The organism is Streptomyces sp. NPDC058469 (assembly GCF_042721125.1).
Lineage (GTDB): Bacteria > Actinomycetota > Actinomycetes > Streptomycetales > Streptomycetaceae > Streptomyces.
On the sequence record NZ_JBHXME010000146.1, the window covers coordinates 1 to 18,358 of the forward strand.

Below are 18,358 nucleotides of genomic sequence, written 5' to 3' on the forward strand. Positions count from 1 at the left end.
GCGACGGACAGGGAACGGGGGGCCGGGATCATGGGGGCGTTCTTCGCTGCCGCGACCGGTTTTCCCACCGTCGTCTTCACCGCGGCGCTCGCCGTGGTCGTCCTGTTCTGGCTGCTGGTCGCGCTGGGCGCGGCCGACGCACACGGCATCGGGGCCCACGCGCACATCCACGTCCATGCCCACGGGACCGTGAACGGGCATGGCGACGGGGACAGTTGGGGGCTGGGCGGGGTCCCGGTCACGGTCCCCTTCTCGCTGCTGACCGCGATCGGCTGGCTGCTCAGCCTCATCGGCGACGTACTGCTCGCCCCGCTCGTCCCGTCGGGACCCGCCCGCGCGGGGCTGGGCGTGGCCGTGCTGATCGGCTCGCTGTACGTGTCGTGGCGCGCGACCAAGGTTCTCGTACGACCCCTGCGCGGCCTGTTCCCCGACGAACACGGGCCCTCGCGGCTCGACTTCGTCGGGCTGACCTGCACGATCCGCACCGGGCGGGTGGACGCCGGGTTCGGACAGGCGGAGGTCAGGGCGGCGGACGGCTCGGCGGCGGTGGTCCAGGTCCGGCAGACGGGCAACGACGCCCTCGCGAGCGGCAACACCGGACTGCTCTACGCCTACGACGAGGTGGGCGAGTTCTTCTGGGTCGCACCGTATCCGCCCGGCGACGGGCTGGGCCTGGGGCTGCTCGCCCCGCCCGGCACGCCGGGATAGGCCGCCAACGCCTGTCGGCCTACGGGGAGTTGCCCACGGCTGGTCGCCTACGAGGGGTTGCCCAGGCCTGGTTGCCTGCGGCGGCGGACTCTCTCCTCGATGGCCTACGCCAGTTGCCCTACGGCAGTCGCCCACGTCCGTTGATCAGCGCCTGCCGACCAACGCCCGTTGGCCCACGCCCACTTCACCACCCGCCTCACTCACGTCACCTCACCCTCCCACCCATCGAGGACCCATGTCATGAACGCCATCACCGTCGGCATCGGTGTGTTCGTCGCCGTTGTCCTGCTCATCGCGCTCACCCTGCTCCTGGTGGTCGGCCGGCTGTTCCGGAAGGTGGAGCAGGGGCGGGCGCTGATCGTCTCCAAGACGAAGAAGGTCGACGTCACCTTCACCGGTGCGGTCGTCCTGCCGGTGCTGCACAAGGCCGAGTTCATGGACATCTCGGTGAAGACCATCGAGATCCGCCGCACCGGGCGCGAGGGCCTGATCTGCCAGGACAACATCCGCGCCGACATCCACATCAGCTTCTTCGTACGGGTCAACAAGACCGTCGAGGACGTCATCAAGGTCGCGCAGGCCATCGGCACCCAGACGGCGAGCGACCCGGTGGCGATCCAGGACTTCTTCGCCGCGAAGTTCTCCGAGGCGCTCAAGACCGTGGGCAAGCAGCTGGACTTCGTCGATCTCTACACCAAGCGCGAGGAGTTCCGGGACCGGATCATCCAGGTCATCGGCACCGACCTCAACGGCTACCACCTCGACGACGCGGCCATCGACTTCCTCGAACAGACGCCGATGACCCAGCTCGACAACCAGAACATCCTGGACGCGCAGGGCATCCGCAAGATCACCGAGCTGACGACGATCGAGCACGTCCGCACCAACGAGTTCCAGCGCACCGAGCAGAAGGAGATCACCCGGCAGAACGTCGACGCCCGGGAGACCATCCTGGAGTTGGAGCGCAGGCAGGCCGAGGCGGAGATCAAGCAGCGCCGTGAGGTGGAGGTCCTGCGGGCACGCGAGGAGGCCGCCACCGCGAAGGTGCAGGAGGAGGAACGGCTGGGCGCGCAGGCCGCGTTCCTCCGTACCGAGGAGCAACTCGGCGTCCAGCGCGAGAACCAGGCCCGCGAGATCGCCGTGGCCCAGAAGAACCGCGAGCGGGTCATCGCCGTCGAGAACGAGCGCATCGAGAAGGACCGCCTCCTCGAAGTCATCGCCAGGGAACGGGAGACGAGCCTCTCCGGCATCGCCCGCGACAAGGAGGTCGAGGCGGAGAAGCGCGAGGTCGCGGACGTGGTCCGGGAGCGGATCGCCGTGGACCGTACGGTGGCCGAGCAGGAGGAGGCCATCAAGAAGCTGCGGGTCGTCGAGGAGGCCGAGCGCACCCGGCAGGCCGTGATCATCGCCGCCGAGGCGGAGGCGCAGGAGAAGCTGGTCAAGGACATCAAGGGCGCCGAGGCCGCGAAGGCCGCCGCCAAGCACCGCGCCGGTGAGCAACTCACCCTCGCCGAAGCCAGGTTGAAGTCCGCCGACCTCGACGCCCGCGCCAAGCTGCGGCTCGCCGAGGGCATCCAGGCGGAGGCCGCCGCGGCCGGACTCGCCGAGATCCAGGTCCGCGACAAGGAGGCCGAGGTCACCGTGAAGGCGGGCCGCGCGGAGGCCGAGGCCACGGGGGCGCGGCTGCGCGCGGAGGCGGAAGGCACCGAGGCCAGGCTGCGGGCGGAGGCCGAGGGCACCCGCGCCAAGGCGCTCGCGGAGGCCGAGGGAGCGCAGGCGAAGGTGCTCGCGCAGGCCGAGGGCGTACGGGCGAACGCGCTCGCGGAGGCCACCGGCATCGGCGAGAAGCTCAAGGCCGAGGCGGAGGGCCTCACCGAGAAGGCCGCCGCGATGGCCGCCCTCGACGACGCCTCGCGCGGCCACGAGGAGTACCGGCTGCGGTTGCAGGCCGAGAAGGAGATCCGGCTGGCCGGGCTCGATGTGCGGCGGCAGGTCGCGGAGGCGCAGGCCACGGTCCTCGCGACCGGTCTGGAGAACGCCGACATCAAGATCGTCGGCGGTGAGTCGGTCTTCCTCGACCGGCTGATGTCGTCGGTCTCGCTCGGGCAGAGCATCGACGGTTTCGTCCAGAACTCCCAGACGGCACAGGCATTGGCCGGGCCCTGGCTGGACGGAACGTCGAACATCGCCGACGACCTCGGGCGCATCCTCGGCCCGGTCTCCACGGCCGACGTGCAGAACCTCACCGTGTCCGCGCTGCTGATGAAGCTGATGACCTCGGACACGGCGAACGCCGGTCAGGTACGGCAACTGCTGGACAAGGCAGGTGAGCTGGGCCTGGCGGACACCCCGCTGGCCGCGCTCAACGGCCACCCGGCGAAGGCCTGACCCCACCGACGGTCCGGAACTGCCGCACAGGGGACGGCAGTTCCGGACCCAGCCCTGACTTCCATGGCTCCGGCTTCATCGGCTCCGACATCCTTACTGATCGCGCTTTCTTGAGAGGGACCCCATGACCACCGGCCTGGACACCGGCACCTACGAGGTCCTGCGCGACCGCCTCGCCGCACAGGCCGCCGAACTCGCCCGTCGCGCCGAGGAGCTCAACGCCCGCCGCACCGAGGAGTTCGGCTCCACCCGCCTCGAACTCACCGGCACCGAACGCCTCGACACCGAGCACCCGGCCGCGCCGCGCGACATCGTCGCCGTAGGAGACACCCTTCTCTTCGGCCGCCAGGTCTCCCCCGGTGTCGCCCGGGAGACGACGGTCGCCGACGTCCTCGCCCTGCACGACCGCCACGACCTGCGCCGACTGCCCGGGAACGCCGTACCCGGACTCCTCGACGACCCGGACTTCGTGCGCGAGTTCACCGCCCTGCACCGGTACTACCGTCAGGCCCGACTGCTCCAACTTCGCCGTGTCGACGGCAAGTTGCTGGCCGTCTTCCGCACCGGCGAGAAGGCCGACGACATCCGGGTCCTGCGCTGGGCACTGGCGGAGGACGGTCGGGCGGCGACCTTCCTGGACGCGCACGGCGAACGTGATCACGTCTTCCCGTCGGCGTACGACGTCGACTGGACGGAGACGACCCGCGAGGACCATGTTCCCGGCCGGCATCCGCACGTCCGGATCCAGGACGGGCTGTACGTCGACACGGTCGGCGGGACTCTCACCGTGAAGGTGGAGGACAACAGCGAGACGGGGAAGGGGATTTACTCCGAGCCGGTGGACGAGCCGTTGCAGTCGCCGGCCGACGCGGAGATCGCGTACGCGCGAGTGGGTGCGCTGGTGCTGCTGCGTGTGCGTCCGTACAAGGAGGAGGCCCACCGGTACCTGGTCTTCAACACCCTGACCAAGGGCGTCGTACGGCTCGACGGGATCGGGCTGTCGTGTCATCGGCTGCCGGAGGAGCAGGGCATCGTGTTCCCGGGTGGGTACTGCCTGGCCACGGGGGTGTGGAAGACCTTCGAAGTGGACACCGCCGGGCTGGAGTTGGAGCGGGTGGTGCGCTCGCCCAACGGTGAGGACGTGCTGTTCGCGTACCGGGCGCGGGTGCCGGGGCGGAGCCTTCTGCTGCCGTACAACCTGATCCGCAAGGAGGTCGCCAATCCACTGGCCTGTCAGGGCTGGGCGCTCTTCGACGACGGTGTGCTGATGGTGCTGCGCGCGGGCGGTGAGGGGGAGGCGGCTCGCGTCCATCCGGTGCGGATCTGGCGTACTCCGTATGTCTCCGACACGTACGCCGCCGAGCAACTCGTCGGCTCCGGGCCGCTGTTCCGGGTGGGCAACGCCGATCTCGTGCGCGGGATCTCCGACTGTCTGTCCCTCGCGGGCGCGGTCGGCGGGATGGAACCGACGGCGGAGGTGTACGAGGCGTTGGTCGCCGCGTGTGTCCGGGCGGCGGACTCGTACCACTGGCTCGGGGACGACGAACTCGGGGATTTGGGCGGCCCGTTGGAGGACGTCCAGGTCACGGCGGAGCAGGTCCTGGCCGAGTTCGAGACCGTCCGGACGCTCACCCGCCGGGCGGTCGACGCCCTCGCCGACGCCACGGACCGGCTCACCGGGCTCGTGCGACGGTTGCGGGGCGAGGCACCCCGGGACGCGGCGGGCTGGGTCACCGGGCTGACCGAACTCCGGCGTGCGCAGGGGCACTTGCTGACGTTGAAGGAGATGCGGTACGCGGACATCGCGCGGATCGACGAGTCGGCGGCCGGGGCGGAGGCGGAGCTCGGGGCGTTCGGGCAGCGGGCGGTCGCGTTTCTGGCGCGGGGGGACGCGTTCACCGCTCACCATGAACTGATCGACGACCTGGTCGCGCGGGCCGGGGTGCTCGCCACCGTCGCCGAGTCGGCGCCCGTGGCCGCCCGGCTCGACGAACTCACCGACGGGCTGCGGACGGTGACCGAGGTCATCGCTGGTCTCGACATCGGTGACGCCACGGTCCGTACGTCGATCCTGGAGCGGATCGCCGAGGTGCTCGGCGGGGTCAACCGGGCCCGCGCCACACTGGACGCCCGCCGTCGGGAACTCCAGGACCGGGAGGGCAGGGCGGAGTTCGCGGCCGAGTTCGCGCTGCTGGGCCAGTCGGTGACGGGCGCACTGGCGGACGCGGCGACACCGGAGGCCTGCGACACCCAACTCGCCCGGCTGCTGGTCCAGTTGGAGAACCTGGAAGCCCGTTTCACGGACTTCGACGGCTTCCTCGCCGAACTGACCGGCAGGCGCACCGAGATCTACGAGACCTTCTCCGCCCGCAAACAGACGTTGGCCGACGAACGGGCCGGCAGGGCCGAGCAGTTGGCGGCCTCGGCGGTCCGGGTCCTGGAGACGGTGGGGCGCCGGGCGGCCACGCTCGCCGACGCCGACGCGGTCAGTACGTACTTCGCCTCCGACCCGATGGTGACGAAGATCCGCCGCACGGCGGACCAACTGCGGGACCTGGGCGACCAGGTGAGGGCGGAGGAGCTGACCGGCCGGCTCGCGTCGGCCCGCGAGGAGGCGGCCCGTGCCCTGCGCGACCGCACCGACCTCTACACGGACGGCGGCCGGACCCTCCGCCTGGGCCGCCACCGCTTCGCCGTGAACACCGAGCCCCTCGACCTCACCCTCGTCCCCGCAGGCGACGGACTCGCCTTCGCCCTCACCGGCACGGACTACCGAAGTCCGGTCACGGACCCGGAGTTCGCGGCCACCCGCAGGTTCTGGGACCGCCCGCTGCCCTCCGAGTCGCCGCGGGTCTACCGCGCGGAACACCTCGCCGCCCGCCTCCTCGACGAACACGGCGCACAGGCCCTCGCCCAGGAGCCCGACCTCGCCGCCCTGGTCCGCCGGGCGGCGCAGGAGTCGTACGACGAAGGCTACGAACGCGGCGTGCACGACCACGACGCGACCGCGATCCTGACCGCCCTGCTCCGCCGGTACGAGGGAGCCGGTCTGCTGCGTCATGAACCGGCAGCCCGGGCAAGTGCGTTGCTGTTCTGGACGCACGGCACGGGCGCGGAGGAGCGCGCGAGCTGGACGCGCCGGGCGAGGTCGCTCGCGCGGGCCCGCGACACCTTCGGACCGACCACAGCCGTCGCCGACTTCCTGGCGGAACTGGCGGAGCGCACCGGCGAGCCCGCCGCCGCGTACCTCTTCGACGAACTGACCACCGGCCCCGAGGGCTTCGTGCTCAGCGCCGCCGCACGCACCCTGCTCGACAAGTTCCGCCGCACGGTGGGGAGTTCGGCCTATGACGACGATGTGCTCGCCTTCGACGACCTGCCCGCGCGTCGTCAGCTGGTGGAGGCGTGGCTGACGGCGTACACGTCGGCGTCCGGCACGGAGGCCGACCCGGGGGACCTCGCGGAGGCGGCGGCGGCCGAACTCTGCCCGGACGTACCGCGGTACGAGTCGGACGCGCGGCTGACGGAGACGGTCGGGGGACTGCTCGGCACGCACCCGCGGATCGAGGCCGGCTCGCTGTCGCTCCGGGTCGATGAACTCCTGGCCCGGACAAGGGAGTTCATGGCGTCGGACGTCCCCGGTCATCGCGCGTACCAGCGCCGGCGTACGGCACTCGTGGCGGCGGAACGTACCCGGCTGCGTCTCGGCGAGTACCGGCCGCGCGTGATGTCGTCCTTCGTGCGGGGCCGACTGGTCGACGAGGTGTATCTCCCGCTGCTCGGCGACAACCTGGCCCGGCAGATCGGTACCACGGGGGAGGGACGGCGGACCGATTTGAGTGGTTTGCTGCTGCTGATCTCGCCGCCGGGGTACGGCAAGACGACCCTCATGGAGTACGTCGCCGATCGGCTCGGGCTGGTACTGGTCAAGGTCAGCGGGCCTGCCCTCGGGCACGGCGTCACCTCCCTCGACCCGGCCGAGGCGCCGAACGCGACTGCCCGCCAGGAGGTGGAGAAGGTCAACTTCGCGCTGGCAGCGGGCACCAACGTGCTGCTCCACCTCGACGACATCCAGCACACCTCACCCGAACTCCTGCAGAAGTTCATCCCGTTGTGTGATGCGACGCGGCGGGTCGAGGGCGTGTGGGAGGGCGCACCGCGCACATATGACCTACGGGGCAAGCGGTTCGCGGTCTGCATGACCGGCAACCCGTACACCGAGTCGGGCGGCCGTTTCCGGGTGCCCGACATGCTGGCGAACCGCGCCGACGTCTGGAACCTCGGCGATGTCCTGACCGGCAAAGAGGCGGTGTTCGCGCTGAGTTTCCTCGAAAACGCGCTGACCTCCAACCCGGTACTCGCCCCGCTGGCCGGCCGCGACCGCGACGACCTGGACCTGCTGATCCGCCTCGCGCAGGGCGACGCGACGGCCAGCGCGGACCAGCTGTCCTACGCCTGCGCGCCCGCCGAACTCGCCCGCATCCTCGCGGTGTTGGGGCATCTGATCGCCGCCCGGGACACGGTGCTGGCGGTCAACTCCGCGTACATGGCATCGGCGGCGACGGCGGACGCGGCCCGCACGGAACCGCCGTTCCGGCTCCAGGGGTCGTATCGCACCATGAACCGGATCGCCCAGCGCGTCGAGCCGGTGATGAACTCCCGTGAGCTGTCCGCCGTGTTGGACGACCACTACACCGCCGAGGCGCAGACCCTGGGGACGGGCGCCGAGGCGAACCTGCTGAAACTGGGGGAGCTGCGCGGCACGCTGACCGCCGAACAGGCCGCGCGCTGGGGCGAGTCGAAGGCGGCGTACGCGCGGGAGCGGGGCGTGGCGGTGGACGACCCACTGCGCAGCGCGGTGGCGGCCCTCGGGGTGCTGGCCGAGCGCATCGGGGCGGTGGAGTCGGCCATCACCCGGGCGACCGGCCCGGGATGACGGCTGCCGACCTGCCGTGGAAGAACGGCCCAGGGCGATGACCGCCGACCTCCCCGTACAACCAACTGCTAGAGCTGGAGCAGACGTTGGGTGAGTTCGCGGTACTGGCGCAGCGAGTGCCGGAGTTCGTCGGACTGGGAGTCGGCCTCGGACTCGGGGTCCTGGTCCGCCCAGGCGGCGCGGAGGAGTTCCCGTCGCGCCGCGAGGGCGGTCACGAGCTGGGCGGTGGCCTCGTCGTAGGCGCTCTCCGCCTCCTCCAGGGCATCGCGCGGGGTGTCGGCGAAGGTGTTGAGGGCGTGCCGCAGCCGCTGGAGAACCTTGTCCCGCTCGCTCGACGGGAGCAGCGGCTCCGGGCCCGGGGTGCGGCGTTCGGAGGGGACCCGGTTCTGGCCCGCGGGTTGTTGGGCGCGTGTCTGGTCGTACATCATCGGGAGTCGCTTCCGTCCCGCCCGAAGGCGTTTTTGGGGTCGTCCGTGCACCGGCCACTGCCCTGCGCCGTGCTGCCAGTCAACGTGCGGCGACGGTTCGTGTCAACGCGGCGGTCGCGCGGTCCGGGGCGCCGCGTTCCGGGGCGTGCCGGAGTACCGTGGGAGGACCGAGGCCTGCCCTTCGCGCGCCGGTGTCCCGCTCCGGCGCCATGTCCTCGTGTTTCCCTTCACAGGGGCAGCCCCTGACCCCGGCCGCGCCATCCGCAGCGAGGCCGAGGAGTCCGCCATGTCCATCATCTCCACCCCGTCCACGACGGGGATCCCGGCGGGCACCGACCCGCCGCCCCCGCCCTACGACGGCACCTCCGCCTTCCCGACGGACGAGGGCCCGGCGCCCGCGCGGGACAGCGGGGAGCGGATCTACGTCGGGGTCACGGCGGCGATCGTCGTCCTGCCGTTCGTGGGACTGGGCCTGGCCGGGTGGCTGCTGTGGGGACGGCTGATCCACCCCGTCGACATCGTGCTCGCGGCCGTCCTCTACACGGTCACCGGCCTGGGCATCACGGTCGGCTTCCACCGCGGGCTCACCCACGGCTCGTACCGGGCCGTCCGTCCCGTGCGCATCGCGCTCGCGGTGGCCGGGTCGATGAGCTTCCAGGGCGATGTCATCGGCTGGGTCGCCACCCATCGCCGCCACCACGCCTTCACCGACCGTCCCGGCGACCCGCACTCGCCGTACCGCTACGGCACCCATCTGCGCGGCCAGTTGCGCGGACTGCTCGACGCCCATGTCGGCTGGCTGTTCCGCAACGAGCCGACGCCGCCCGAGCGTTACGCCCCCGACCTCGTCGCCGACCCCGACATCCGGGCCGTCTCCCGCGCCTTCCCGCTGCTGTGCCTGCTCACGCTCGCGCTGCCGTTCGGTCTCGGCTGGGCGATCGGCGGCAGCTGGCTGTACGGCGTAACGGGCCTGCTGTGGGCGGGACTTGTGCGTATCGCGCTGCTCCACCATGTCACCTGGAGCGTCAACTCGCTGTGCCACATGATCGGTGAGCGGCCCTTCCGCACCCGGCGCCACGACCGCGCCACCAACCTGTGGCCGCTGGCCCTGCTCTCCTTCGGCGAGAGCTGGCACAACCTCCACCACGCCGACCCCACCAGCGCCCGGCACGGCGTCGACCGCGGCCAGATCGACCCGTCGGCCGCCGTCATCCGCCTGCTGGAGCGCGCCGGCTGGGTCCACGACGTGCGCTGGCCGACCCCGGACCGGGTCGCCGCCCGCCGCGCCTGACCTCGGTTACGACGCCTGCGGTGCCGGGATGGTCCTGGTGTCGAAGTCGCCCCCGATGATCTGTGCCGCGAGATCCGACAGACGCAGATGGCGGGCGCGGGCGTAGGAGCGGAACGCGGTGAAGGCGTCGTCGACGGACGTGTTCCAGCGCTCCGCCAGCACGCCCTTGACCTGCTCGATGAGGATGCGGCTGGTCAGCGCGGTCTGCAGCTGGCTGTTCTCGACATGTGACTGCTCCAGTGTGCGCTGCTGGAGTACGGCGATGGTGGCCACGTCGGCGAGGGCCTGGGCGAGCGCGATGTCGTCGTCGCCGAGGCGGTGCGGGGTGGTCTGGAAGAGGTTGAGCGCGCCGACGACCCGGTTGCGCAGCCGCAGCGGGATGGCGTGCGTGGTGACGTACCCCGTCTCGCGGGCCTGCGTCGCGAAGCGCGGCCAGGCCGCGGTCACCTCCGCCCGGGTCAGGTCGATGTTGGTGCGGGCGGCCCCGGTGCGGTAGCACTCGACGCACGGGCCCTGGTCGTGCTGGAGCGCGAGGAGCTCCAGCAGGCGGGTGTGCTCGTCCGAGGCGGCGATGATCTGCAGTTCGCCGTGCGCGTCCACGAGCAGGATCCCGGCCGCCGACACGTCGAGCAGCTCGACGCAGCGCGAGGACAGCCGGTGCAGCAGGTCGATCACGTCGAAGTCCTCGACCAAGGAGTCCGCGACCTCCACGAAGATCTCGGCCAGACGTCGTTCGCGGGCCATGGCGATCATCCCTTTCCAGTGTCGGGCGAATACGGCCCGCTTACATCGTCGTCCAATTCGTCCCCGAAGCGGAGTCTGCGGGCGACCACATCCGCCGCGACCTCTCCGAGGGTGCGTTCATTGCCGTAGGCGTGGGCCCGCAGGCGCAACAGGGCCTCCTGTATGGGCACGCCCAGCTGGACACTGATCATCCCGGTGGCCTGGTGCACGACCGGGCGGTTCAGCCCGGTCGGCCAGGCCGGCATCGCGTCGGGCCCTGGCGCGGTGCCGTTCGCGTGCCCGTTGCCGTTCCCGTTGAGGAACGCGCCGGTCAGCGCGGCCGTGAGGGCGGTGGCGTCGGCGTACTGCTGCTCGCTGATCCGTCTGTCCCCGTCGCACAGCACGGTCAGTACGCCGACGCGGATGGCGCCGATGCCCAGCGGGAACCCGCACACGCCCTGAACGCCCATGTCGCGCGCGGCCGGGATCAGTATGGGCCACCGCTCGGGGCGCACCCGGTCCAGGTCCGGCTCCAGCACGGGCGAACCGGTGCGGACCGCGTCCGGGCCCGGGCCCTCGCCCAGCGTGAACTGGAGCTCCTCGAAGCGGGCGCTCAGCTCGGGGTGGCACCACAGCGGCTCGGCCGTGCGGGCGGCGCCGACCAGCAGCGACAGGGCGACGCCCTCGGCACCCAGCGCCCGGGCGCAGGCCTGCGCGGGATCGCCGCCCTCACCGAGGCGCAGCGACCGCAGGACTTCGGCCATGCCGTCGCTGATCACCGTGCTCCGTTCCGCGGCCGCCGGGGCACTTCGAGATGAGGCACCGACCGACGTCTGCCGTACCCTACGTGGCCCGGCGCTCCAACGTGCGGTCGCCGAGCACGCCCTTCCAGGCGTCCTGAACGCTCGCGTACCGCGGGAACCGCTCCACCAGACCGGCGGCCCTGAACACCAGTAACGGACCTGGGCGGGAGTGGACGACGCGCAGCCACCCGAGCCGCTCACGACACTCCTCCCAGGCCGCGGCCAACGGGTCCAGAACACTGCCGTCCATGAAGGTCACGTCGAGCAGATCGACGATGAGGAAGAGCCGCCCCGTGCCGTGCCGGGCCTTTTTCAGCTCATGTGCGAAGGCCGGCACGGTCGTCAGATCGAGTTCACCGCTCGCCCGGACCACTCGTAATTCGTCGAACAGATCAGGATGCGGGCCCATGTGCCCCATCTCCCCTGTAAGAGACTGGCTTTCGCCTTGCGCAGGGCCTCTGTTGCGCGGAACGAGACTGCACGGAGAGGGCCGGGGTCCTGGGCTGCCGTACGACGAGCCTACTGCCGGAAAGGGATATGCCGGGAGCCGTTTCCGGCTAATGGGTACCGATTTCGGCCTTGTGCTTGCCTCAGCCGGACTGATGCGGTATCCACTCGCTGTCGTCCAGCGAATAGCCGTACCCCGGACGTCCGCTCATCCCGCTGGTGCGGAACGGCTTCCCCTGGTCGTCGACGCGCAGCACCCCGTGCCGGGTGCCGCTGGTCCACGCCAGCTCCAGATACCAGCGCACATCGTGGGACGAGGCGGCGGCCGTCACATACAAGACCTCGGGATCGCTCTCGCTCACCTTGTACGGCAGCCCCGTCTGCCCGGACTTCGGCGTGGCCACCGGACGGCTCGCGTCCAGCCCGACGTCGAAGGAGTGCGTGGGCACCCCGCCACCGCAGCCGACCCCGACATACCCCATGGCGTACGCGTTCCAGGCGAGCGGCGCCCCGCTCTGGACCACCCGCACGTTCAGCGACTGGAGAACGACGGTCTCCTGCCCGGTGCCCTGAACAGTGAGCTCAAGATACTGACTGTCCGCGGAGACGGCCCCCAGCGCACTCACCCAGCTCGGCGCGTCCTGCTCGGTGGGCGGCGGCGGAACCTTGGCCGCGTCCCGGTCGACCAGGTAACTCTGACTGCACGGACTCTCCCAGGCATACGGCCGCGAGGTCACCGTCAGCGGAATGCCCGCGGCGACGTCGGCGCCGCCGGCCTTGTTGCTTGGGGTGGCGGACGCGCCGTTCTTCGCCGTGGCGGAGTCGGAGGGGCTCGCGCTGTGGGAAGGGGATGCGGACGAGGAGGGAGAGGTCGTCGACTTCGGTGAGGCGGAGGGGGCGGAGGTGCCGCGCCCGGTGGAGGTCACGGAGCCGGCTTCCTGCTTCCGGTCGCCGCCGCCGTTGTCGCCGGACACGAGTCGGGGGACGAGTGCGGTGGCGGCGAGGACTACGGCTACGGCGGCGGCTGCGAGGAGGGTGGTGCGGCGGCGGTTGCGGGGGCGGCCGGGGTTGGGGGCGTCGGGGTGGGGCGCGTCGGGTGGGGTTGCCTCGGGGGCGGGCGTGGGGGTGGTGATCGCCTCGGGGGTGGTGCCGGTGCCGGTGCCTGTGCCTGTGCCGGTGGGAGTGGGAGTGGAGGGAAGTATGGGCGCGGGGGTGCCGGTGTTCGTGCCCGGCTCCGCAGTTGCCGCACTCGCCGCACTCGCCGCAGTTGCTGCTGTGGCTGTCCCGGCCGCGGCCTTCCGCTCCCGCTGGCGTGCCCCGTCGGCCAGGATCCACCGGCGGTGGGCCTCGACGAGCTCATCCGGGGTCGCCTTGCAGAGCCGGGCGAACCGCTCCACGGGGGCGTACTCCGTGGGTACGGCATCGCCGTTGCAGTACCGGTGCAACGTCGACGTACTCATGTGCAGCCGCTTCGCGAGCACGCCGTAGCTCAGCCCCGACCGGTCCTTGAGCTCCCGTATCAGTGCCGCGAAATCGGCGGTCTCCTCAGGCCCTGCCACCCTGCCCCCATTCCAGTCGAGCGTTCCAGGGAGTCACTGTTCCCCCAGGTAAGAGCCGGTGCGAACGTTCCAGGTTCCCGTAGATCCCGGCTGTCGTAGCGGGTGGGACGGAAAGCGGCACAAGCTGCGGTCATCAAAGCACGCCGCCCGCCGACCGGTTGGGCGGCGGCCCACTTCCCGCCTATCCGAAAGGGATCACCATGTCCGCGTTCACCGCCCGTCCCCGTCCCCGCACCCGCCTCTTCGCCGCGGCCACCGTCGCACTCGCCGCGCTCTCGCTCACGGCCTGCAACGACAAGCTGGGAGTACAGGACGAGGGCGCGGCCACCCCGACCTCTTCTTCGGTGGCGACGCCGGCACCGGGCGCGACGAAGACGGGCGGTTCGACGGGGTCCACGTCGAGCGGTACCTCGACGGGCAACTCCTCGACGGGCGGCAACACGGGGTCGGGCGGCAGCAAGACGAGCGGGGGCTCGGGCTCCGGCTCAGGTTCCACCGCGGGCTCGGGGTCCGGGTCCGGCTCGGGCACCTCGGCGAGCAGCGTCCCGTGCAACGGCGCCAACACCAAGGTGACCGCACAGACGGTCACACGCCCCATTAACCACATGCTGCTCACCGTCACCAACACGGGTACCAAGACCTGCGACCTCTACTACTACCCGGCCGTCAACTTCGACGACGCCCAGTCGGTGCCGCCGGTGATGAAGGAGTCCCAGCCCCAGGCGGTGACCACCCTCACCCCGGGCCAGTCGGGCTACGCCGGCGTAGCCCTCTCCGGCGGAGACGACGGCACCGGCACCAACGGCCGCACGGCCAAGTCCCTCTCCGTCTACTTCTTCGACCGCAACAACAACAGCATCAGCCCGGCGGCGACGCCGGCTCTGCCTGCGAAGGGTGTCTACATCGACGACTCGCTTCGGGTTACGTACTGGGTGTCGGATGCTCAGGACGCGCTGACCTACTGAGCGCCGGGGACGGGGGACGCCCGGAACACCAGAGGGCCGGTACTGGGATCAGTACCGGCCCTCTGAACTGCTCTCTAGACTAGCTGTCGGGGTGGCGGGATTTGAACCCACGACCTCTTCGTCCCGAATGAGGGTCGGTCGGTCTGGCCCCTTCGTCTGATGGGATCTCCGCAGGTCAGATCGATGGCCCTGGTCGGTGTGAGGCGGTCTCGCGGGGGCTAGAGGCGCTGGTCGGCTCCCCGATGGCTCCCAACTTGAGGGAGTGTGACCACGGACGCTCGCGGAGGCATATTGGGACAAGCGGCAACTCCGGGACCTCTGGTCGATTGCATCACCGATCATCTGGTATCGACCCGGTCTGCTTCTGTCACAGAAGCCAGCTCATGATGTCAGGGCAGTCACCCGTCTGTGTGCGCCGCTTCGCCCGAGACTCACTGGCCGATTTCGCCGGTTGCTTTCACTGATCCACTTCTGGTTATTTTCGGGGTGCCCCGTGCAAGTAACCAGCCGGCCGCACGGTGCCGCTAAGCGCTGTTCCGCTGAGCGACCGGGCCATGACCGACGGCGTGAGAGGCGCGTCAGCGCGGCACCACCGCCTCTGGGCCGTGGATAACGATGTCTCCTGCCCACCGCATGGGGACACTGGTACCTGCACCATTCTCAGCCGACCTACCCGTCGCCGTAGAACTGGATCCCGTCCGCGTACACAGGCACGTGGCGGCCTTCAAGATCACGTATACGGCCTGAGTCGGGGAGGGCGATCCGCAGTGTCATTTCTTGGTGATTCGCCGCGCTCACCTGAGTGGCTGTGCAATGATCTCCCCATCAGTGATGGGGATGACGGAGTGAGAGCAGCCAACGGCCAATGAGCGAACCAATCGGGGAAATCGGGAGCGTTGAAGACCTAATGAAGGTCTTGGCGTCAGAGGGAGGTCCGGAAACCCGGTGGTATAGAGGCCATGCGGACGTCTCGTGGACATTGATTCCGTCTCTGGCGCGCAAGCGAGAGTGGATCGAGTCCGAGAGTCTATTGTTGAAGAAGTTTAAGCAGAATGCGATCCCTCGTATCGCCGCCCCGCTTGGCAGCGAGTGGGACTGGCTCTTCCTTGCGCAGCATCACGGTCTTCCAACTCGACTTCTTGACTGGAGCGAGAATCCCCTCATCGGCCTGTATTTTGCATGTGAGTCTGACGCGAGCGCGGATGGCCGCTTTTGGGTTCTTCGGCCGAATGATCTAAACGAGAAAAGCAGTCCCGGATCGCCGGGCATCTTGCTCTTCGGGCACGACAAAATCCTTGATCACTATCTTCCAGAGGAGGCGAGAAGTCCAAGTCCAATTCAACCGCCAGTGGCAGCTGTGGCGGCGCGCTCCTTCGGTAGAATTGTGGCACAGAGTGGCACCTTTACGATTTGCCATAGGTCATTCGAACCGCTTGAAAATATGCACGAAGGGACATACCTGGAAAGTCACTCAATCCCGCTAGCACGAAAAGCGTTCATTCGTGAACAGTTGAAAGTGCTTGGGATAAACGCAATGACGGTGTATCCAGATCTCACCCACTTGGCCGAATACGTGAAGAGCGAGTTCTGATGGAAGAGTTTTCTATTGCGCCGTTGCGTAACAGCTCGGTTGCGTACATTCACCAGCAAAAGCCGCAAATCGAAATGGATCCCGTCTATCAACGTCAGGGCGGCATCTGGTCCGTTGAGAAGCAGCAACTGCTGATTGACTCACTAATCAATGGCTTTGACGTACCGAAGATCTACTTCCACGAGTTCGCTGCCCGAAAGGTGGTAGATGGGAAGCGGCTCCGGTATGCCATCATCGATGGGAAACAGCGCCTCCAGGCCATCTGGGAATTCCTTGAAGGGAAATTTGCACTCGCTGAAGATTTCACTTACTTTGAGGATCCTGATGTTAAGGCGGGCGGCCTAACCTATCAGCAACTCTCAGAAAAGCACCCGGAAATCGCCGCATACTTCAATGCGACCAGCCTGGACATCATTACCATCAGGACTGACGACCTTGAGATCATCGAGGAGATGTTTTCTCGGCTGAACGAAGCTGTTCCACTCAATGCTGCAGAGAAGCGAAATGCATTGGGGGGGCCCATCCCTCCTGCTATTCGAGAGCTCTCTCTACGCTCATTCTTCACCGAGAATCTCACGTTCACTAACAGGCGCTATCGTCATTGGGATTTGGCTGTTAAATTCCTCTACTGGTCACATATGGGTCGGGTGGTCGACGCGAAGAAATTCCACCTAGATTCCTTCGTGAAAGATGTGAAGAAGAAAAATGAAGCGGGAGTCAAGCAGGTAGAGGAGGAGAAGGCGTCGGTGGCGGGAATTCTCGACGCGATGGCTAAGTGCTTCGAAAAGAGTGACAAGCTTCTCTCTCAAGTCGGCATGGTATCCGTCTATTACCTTCTCTTCCAAGAAATCCACCAGGCGGGCGATGGAAAATTCCCCTCGCGTGCCAAATTGGAAGAATTCGAGGATGTGAGGAAGCAGAATCGCGCGAGAGCAGAGTCTGATCTTTCGGAAGCCCAGTACGAGCTGATCGAGTTTGATCGCTACGCGCAGAGCCCGAACGACGGGTCCGCACTCGGCTATCGGGTGAAAGTTCTTACGAGTTTCCTCGATGGGACGCTCGGCAAGAATCCTGACCTGTTGTAAGAGTGTCACTCAACGTCCTCGCCGCTAGGCGACAGTGGCGTCGAGCCTTCACGTATATCCGATTGCGGAGGCCATTGCATCAGTCAGATACGCACCGTCGGCGGCCCGCGCCCGCCGCGCCGGGCAGGTGTCCGGCGCGCAGCCGTGACCGACGCGCGCGGTGTCGTCATCGAGGCGGAGAAGAACGGCGAGTACGCAGCCGTCGACGACCTCGAGTTCGAGCGCGTGGCGGCGGAGGCTGGAGAGCTGGGCGCTGCTGGTGCGGCGGCGGACGATGAGGGGCGGATGTCCGCCAGCCGTCGTGAACGTGCGGCTCATGGGAGCCTGTCGGAGCCCGAGCCGCCAGGTCAACCACGTGTGTACGTTGATGCCGCTGCCGCGCAAGACGTCCCGAGTGACGGGGATCCGCGCCCCTAGGACGTCGCCCTCGATGGCCATCGAGTCGGGCCGAGCCGGTTTCTCCTCTTGGATGGGGCGGGCGCCGCGGGAGACGAGGTCGATGAGGCCGTCGGTAGTCTCGCCCAGCTGGTCGCTGATCAGGCACTGCGTCAGACGCCACGGGGTGACCGGGTGCAACTCCGTCACCCGGGCGAAGAGCTGTGCCCGGGAGAGGGGACCCGACTCGGTGACCACCGCGATCATCGCCTCTACCGCCGTGGTGTACGGGGAAGCGCGCAGGTGCGTCCACTCGGTGAGGGCCCAGACGCCTTCGGGGCGAATCTGCCGGAACCGGTCGTCACGGCGCAACGCCTCCCGCACGGCCGCGACGGTCGTCGTGGACATCGGGGCAAGCAGCTCATCAGGCTGACAAGGACGCCCGGCCTCCAGCAGCCACAGGTACGCGGCGTCGCGTCCCCGTGCCTTACGGCGGACCCAGTGCCCGTCGAGACTCAGGGCGAGCCGCGATGCGGAGTGGCTCAGGAGCCAGGCCAGGGGGAGACCTGCGGGCAGTCCGGCCTCGGAGGCAGCCCGGCTGAGGTCGTCGCCCCGGAAGGGAGCGGTGTCGACAAGATGGCGCAGGGCGCCGCCCAGCGCGCCGGGGTCGGCACTCCACCAGCCGCGTAGGGGGCCCGCCCACGTCTGCGGCGCGTCCAGCCCGGCCGCAGCCAGCAGTTCCTCCAGCGCCACATGGTCGACGCCCCCGAGTGCGGCGGCGAAGGCTTCTCGCGGGGCAGCCGGGCCCGCTCCTGCGGCGCGGGCCGTCTCCCGCCAGCCGTCCTGGACGACATCCGCCATGTCCGCGAGCCGCTTCCGCGCTCGGTTCTGGATCTGGCGCACGCGCTCACGGCTCAGTCCGAGCGTCATCCCGACCACGTCCAGCGTCCGACCCTCGGCCCGGCCTGTGACGACGGCCTTTTCACGCTCGTCGAAGACCCCGGTCTCCCACACCCTTACCAGCCACTCGCCCATCGACCATGCGTCCCCCATCGGTTA

The 18,358-nt window shown here is 69.0% G+C and carries 13 protein-coding genes; 7 read left to right on the top strand and 6 right to left on the bottom strand.

What is annotated here, in order from left to right; all coding sequences use genetic code 11:
* Positions 1-30 precede the first annotated feature (30 nt).
* The 3 genes from ACFWP5_RS40715 to ACFWP5_RS40725 all read left to right on the top strand — a co-directional run bounded on the left by ACFWP5_RS40715 (position 31) and on the right by ACFWP5_RS40725 (position 8,032).
* Entirely contained in the window at positions 31-708 is a 678-nt protein-coding gene (locus ACFWP5_RS40715; protein ID WP_384169043.1) for a hypothetical protein, read from the top strand.
* A 240-nt stretch (positions 709-948) separates the two neighbouring features.
* Positions 949-3,096 carry a flotillin family protein gene (locus tag ACFWP5_RS40720; protein ID WP_384168982.1) on the top strand — a complete coding sequence of 716 codons (2,148 nt, stop codon included), beginning with the start codon at positions 949-951 and terminating at the stop codon, positions 3,094-3,096.
* 124 nt (positions 3,097-3,220) lie between these two features.
* Positions 3,221-8,032 (top strand): DNA repair ATPase, encoded by a 4,812-nt coding sequence (locus tag ACFWP5_RS40725; protein ID WP_384168985.1) that lies wholly within the window; start codon positions 3,221-3,223, stop codon positions 8,030-8,032.
* A 68-nt stretch (positions 8,033-8,100) separates the two neighbouring features.
* Here the strand turns inward: ACFWP5_RS40725 and ACFWP5_RS40730 are convergent, their stop codons facing one another.
* Entirely contained in the window at positions 8,101-8,460 is a 360-nt protein-coding gene (locus tag ACFWP5_RS40730; RefSeq protein ID WP_384168988.1) for a hypothetical protein, read from the bottom strand.
* Positions 8,461-8,746: 286 nt separating this feature from the next.
* Here ACFWP5_RS40730 and ACFWP5_RS40735 point away from each other — a divergent pair, with 286 nt between their 5' ends.
* The gene (locus tag ACFWP5_RS40735; protein WP_384168991.1) at positions 8,747-9,751 is read left to right on the top strand and encodes an acyl-CoA desaturase; all 1,005 of its coding nucleotides are present in this window, start codon (positions 8,747-8,749) and stop codon (positions 9,749-9,751) included.
* Positions 9,752-9,757: 6 nt separating this feature from the next.
* On the opposite strand, the gene ACFWP5_RS40740 is transcribed toward ACFWP5_RS40735, so the two are convergent.
* From ACFWP5_RS40740 to ACFWP5_RS40755, 4 genes are all read right to left on the bottom strand, one after another.
* A complete protein-coding gene (locus ACFWP5_RS40740) occupies positions 9,758-10,504 on the bottom strand; it encodes a GAF domain-containing protein (protein WP_384168994.1) in 747 nt (248 codons plus the stop codon).
* The gene (locus ACFWP5_RS40745; RefSeq protein ID WP_384168997.1) at positions 10,501-11,253 is read right to left on the bottom strand and encodes an ANTAR domain-containing protein; all 753 of its coding nucleotides are present in this window, start codon (positions 11,251-11,253) and stop codon (positions 10,501-10,503) included. The genes ACFWP5_RS40740 and ACFWP5_RS40745 overlap by 4 nt, the downstream gene beginning before the upstream one ends.
* Positions 11,254-11,317: 64 nt before the next feature.
* Positions 11,318-11,686, bottom strand: coding sequence for an STAS domain-containing protein (locus ACFWP5_RS40750; RefSeq protein WP_384169000.1), 369 nt, complete (start codon positions 11,684-11,686; stop codon positions 11,318-11,320).
* A 181-nt stretch (positions 11,687-11,867) separates the two neighbouring features.
* The gene (locus tag ACFWP5_RS40755) at positions 11,868-13,283 is read right to left on the bottom strand and encodes a helix-turn-helix domain-containing protein (protein ID WP_384169003.1); all 1,416 of its coding nucleotides are present in this window, start codon (positions 13,281-13,283) and stop codon (positions 11,868-11,870) included.
* 200 nt (positions 13,284-13,483) lie between these two features.
* On the opposite strand from ACFWP5_RS40755, the gene ACFWP5_RS40760 reads away from it, so the two are divergent.
* From ACFWP5_RS40760 to ACFWP5_RS40770, 3 genes are all read left to right on the top strand, one after another.
* Positions 13,484-14,248 carry a DUF4232 domain-containing protein gene (locus ACFWP5_RS40760; RefSeq protein ID WP_384169006.1) on the top strand — a complete coding sequence of 255 codons (765 nt, stop codon included), beginning with the start codon at positions 13,484-13,486 and terminating at the stop codon, positions 14,246-14,248.
* 865 nt (positions 14,249-15,113) lie between these two features.
* Entirely contained in the window at positions 15,114-15,839 is a 726-nt protein-coding gene (locus ACFWP5_RS40765; protein WP_384169009.1) for an FRG domain-containing protein, read from the top strand.
* A complete protein-coding gene (locus tag ACFWP5_RS40770; RefSeq protein WP_384169012.1) occupies positions 15,839-16,924 on the top strand; it encodes a DUF262 domain-containing protein in 1,086 nt (361 codons plus the stop codon). Before ACFWP5_RS40765 ends, ACFWP5_RS40770 begins: the two co-directional genes overlap by 1 nt.
* A gap of 48 nt (positions 16,925-16,972) precedes the next feature.
* On the opposite strand, the gene ACFWP5_RS40775 is transcribed toward ACFWP5_RS40770, so the two are convergent.
* A complete protein-coding gene (locus tag ACFWP5_RS40775) occupies positions 16,973-18,352 on the bottom strand; it encodes a sigma factor-like helix-turn-helix DNA-binding protein (RefSeq protein WP_384169015.1) in 1,380 nt (459 codons plus the stop codon).
* Positions 18,353-18,358 lie beyond the last annotated feature (6 nt).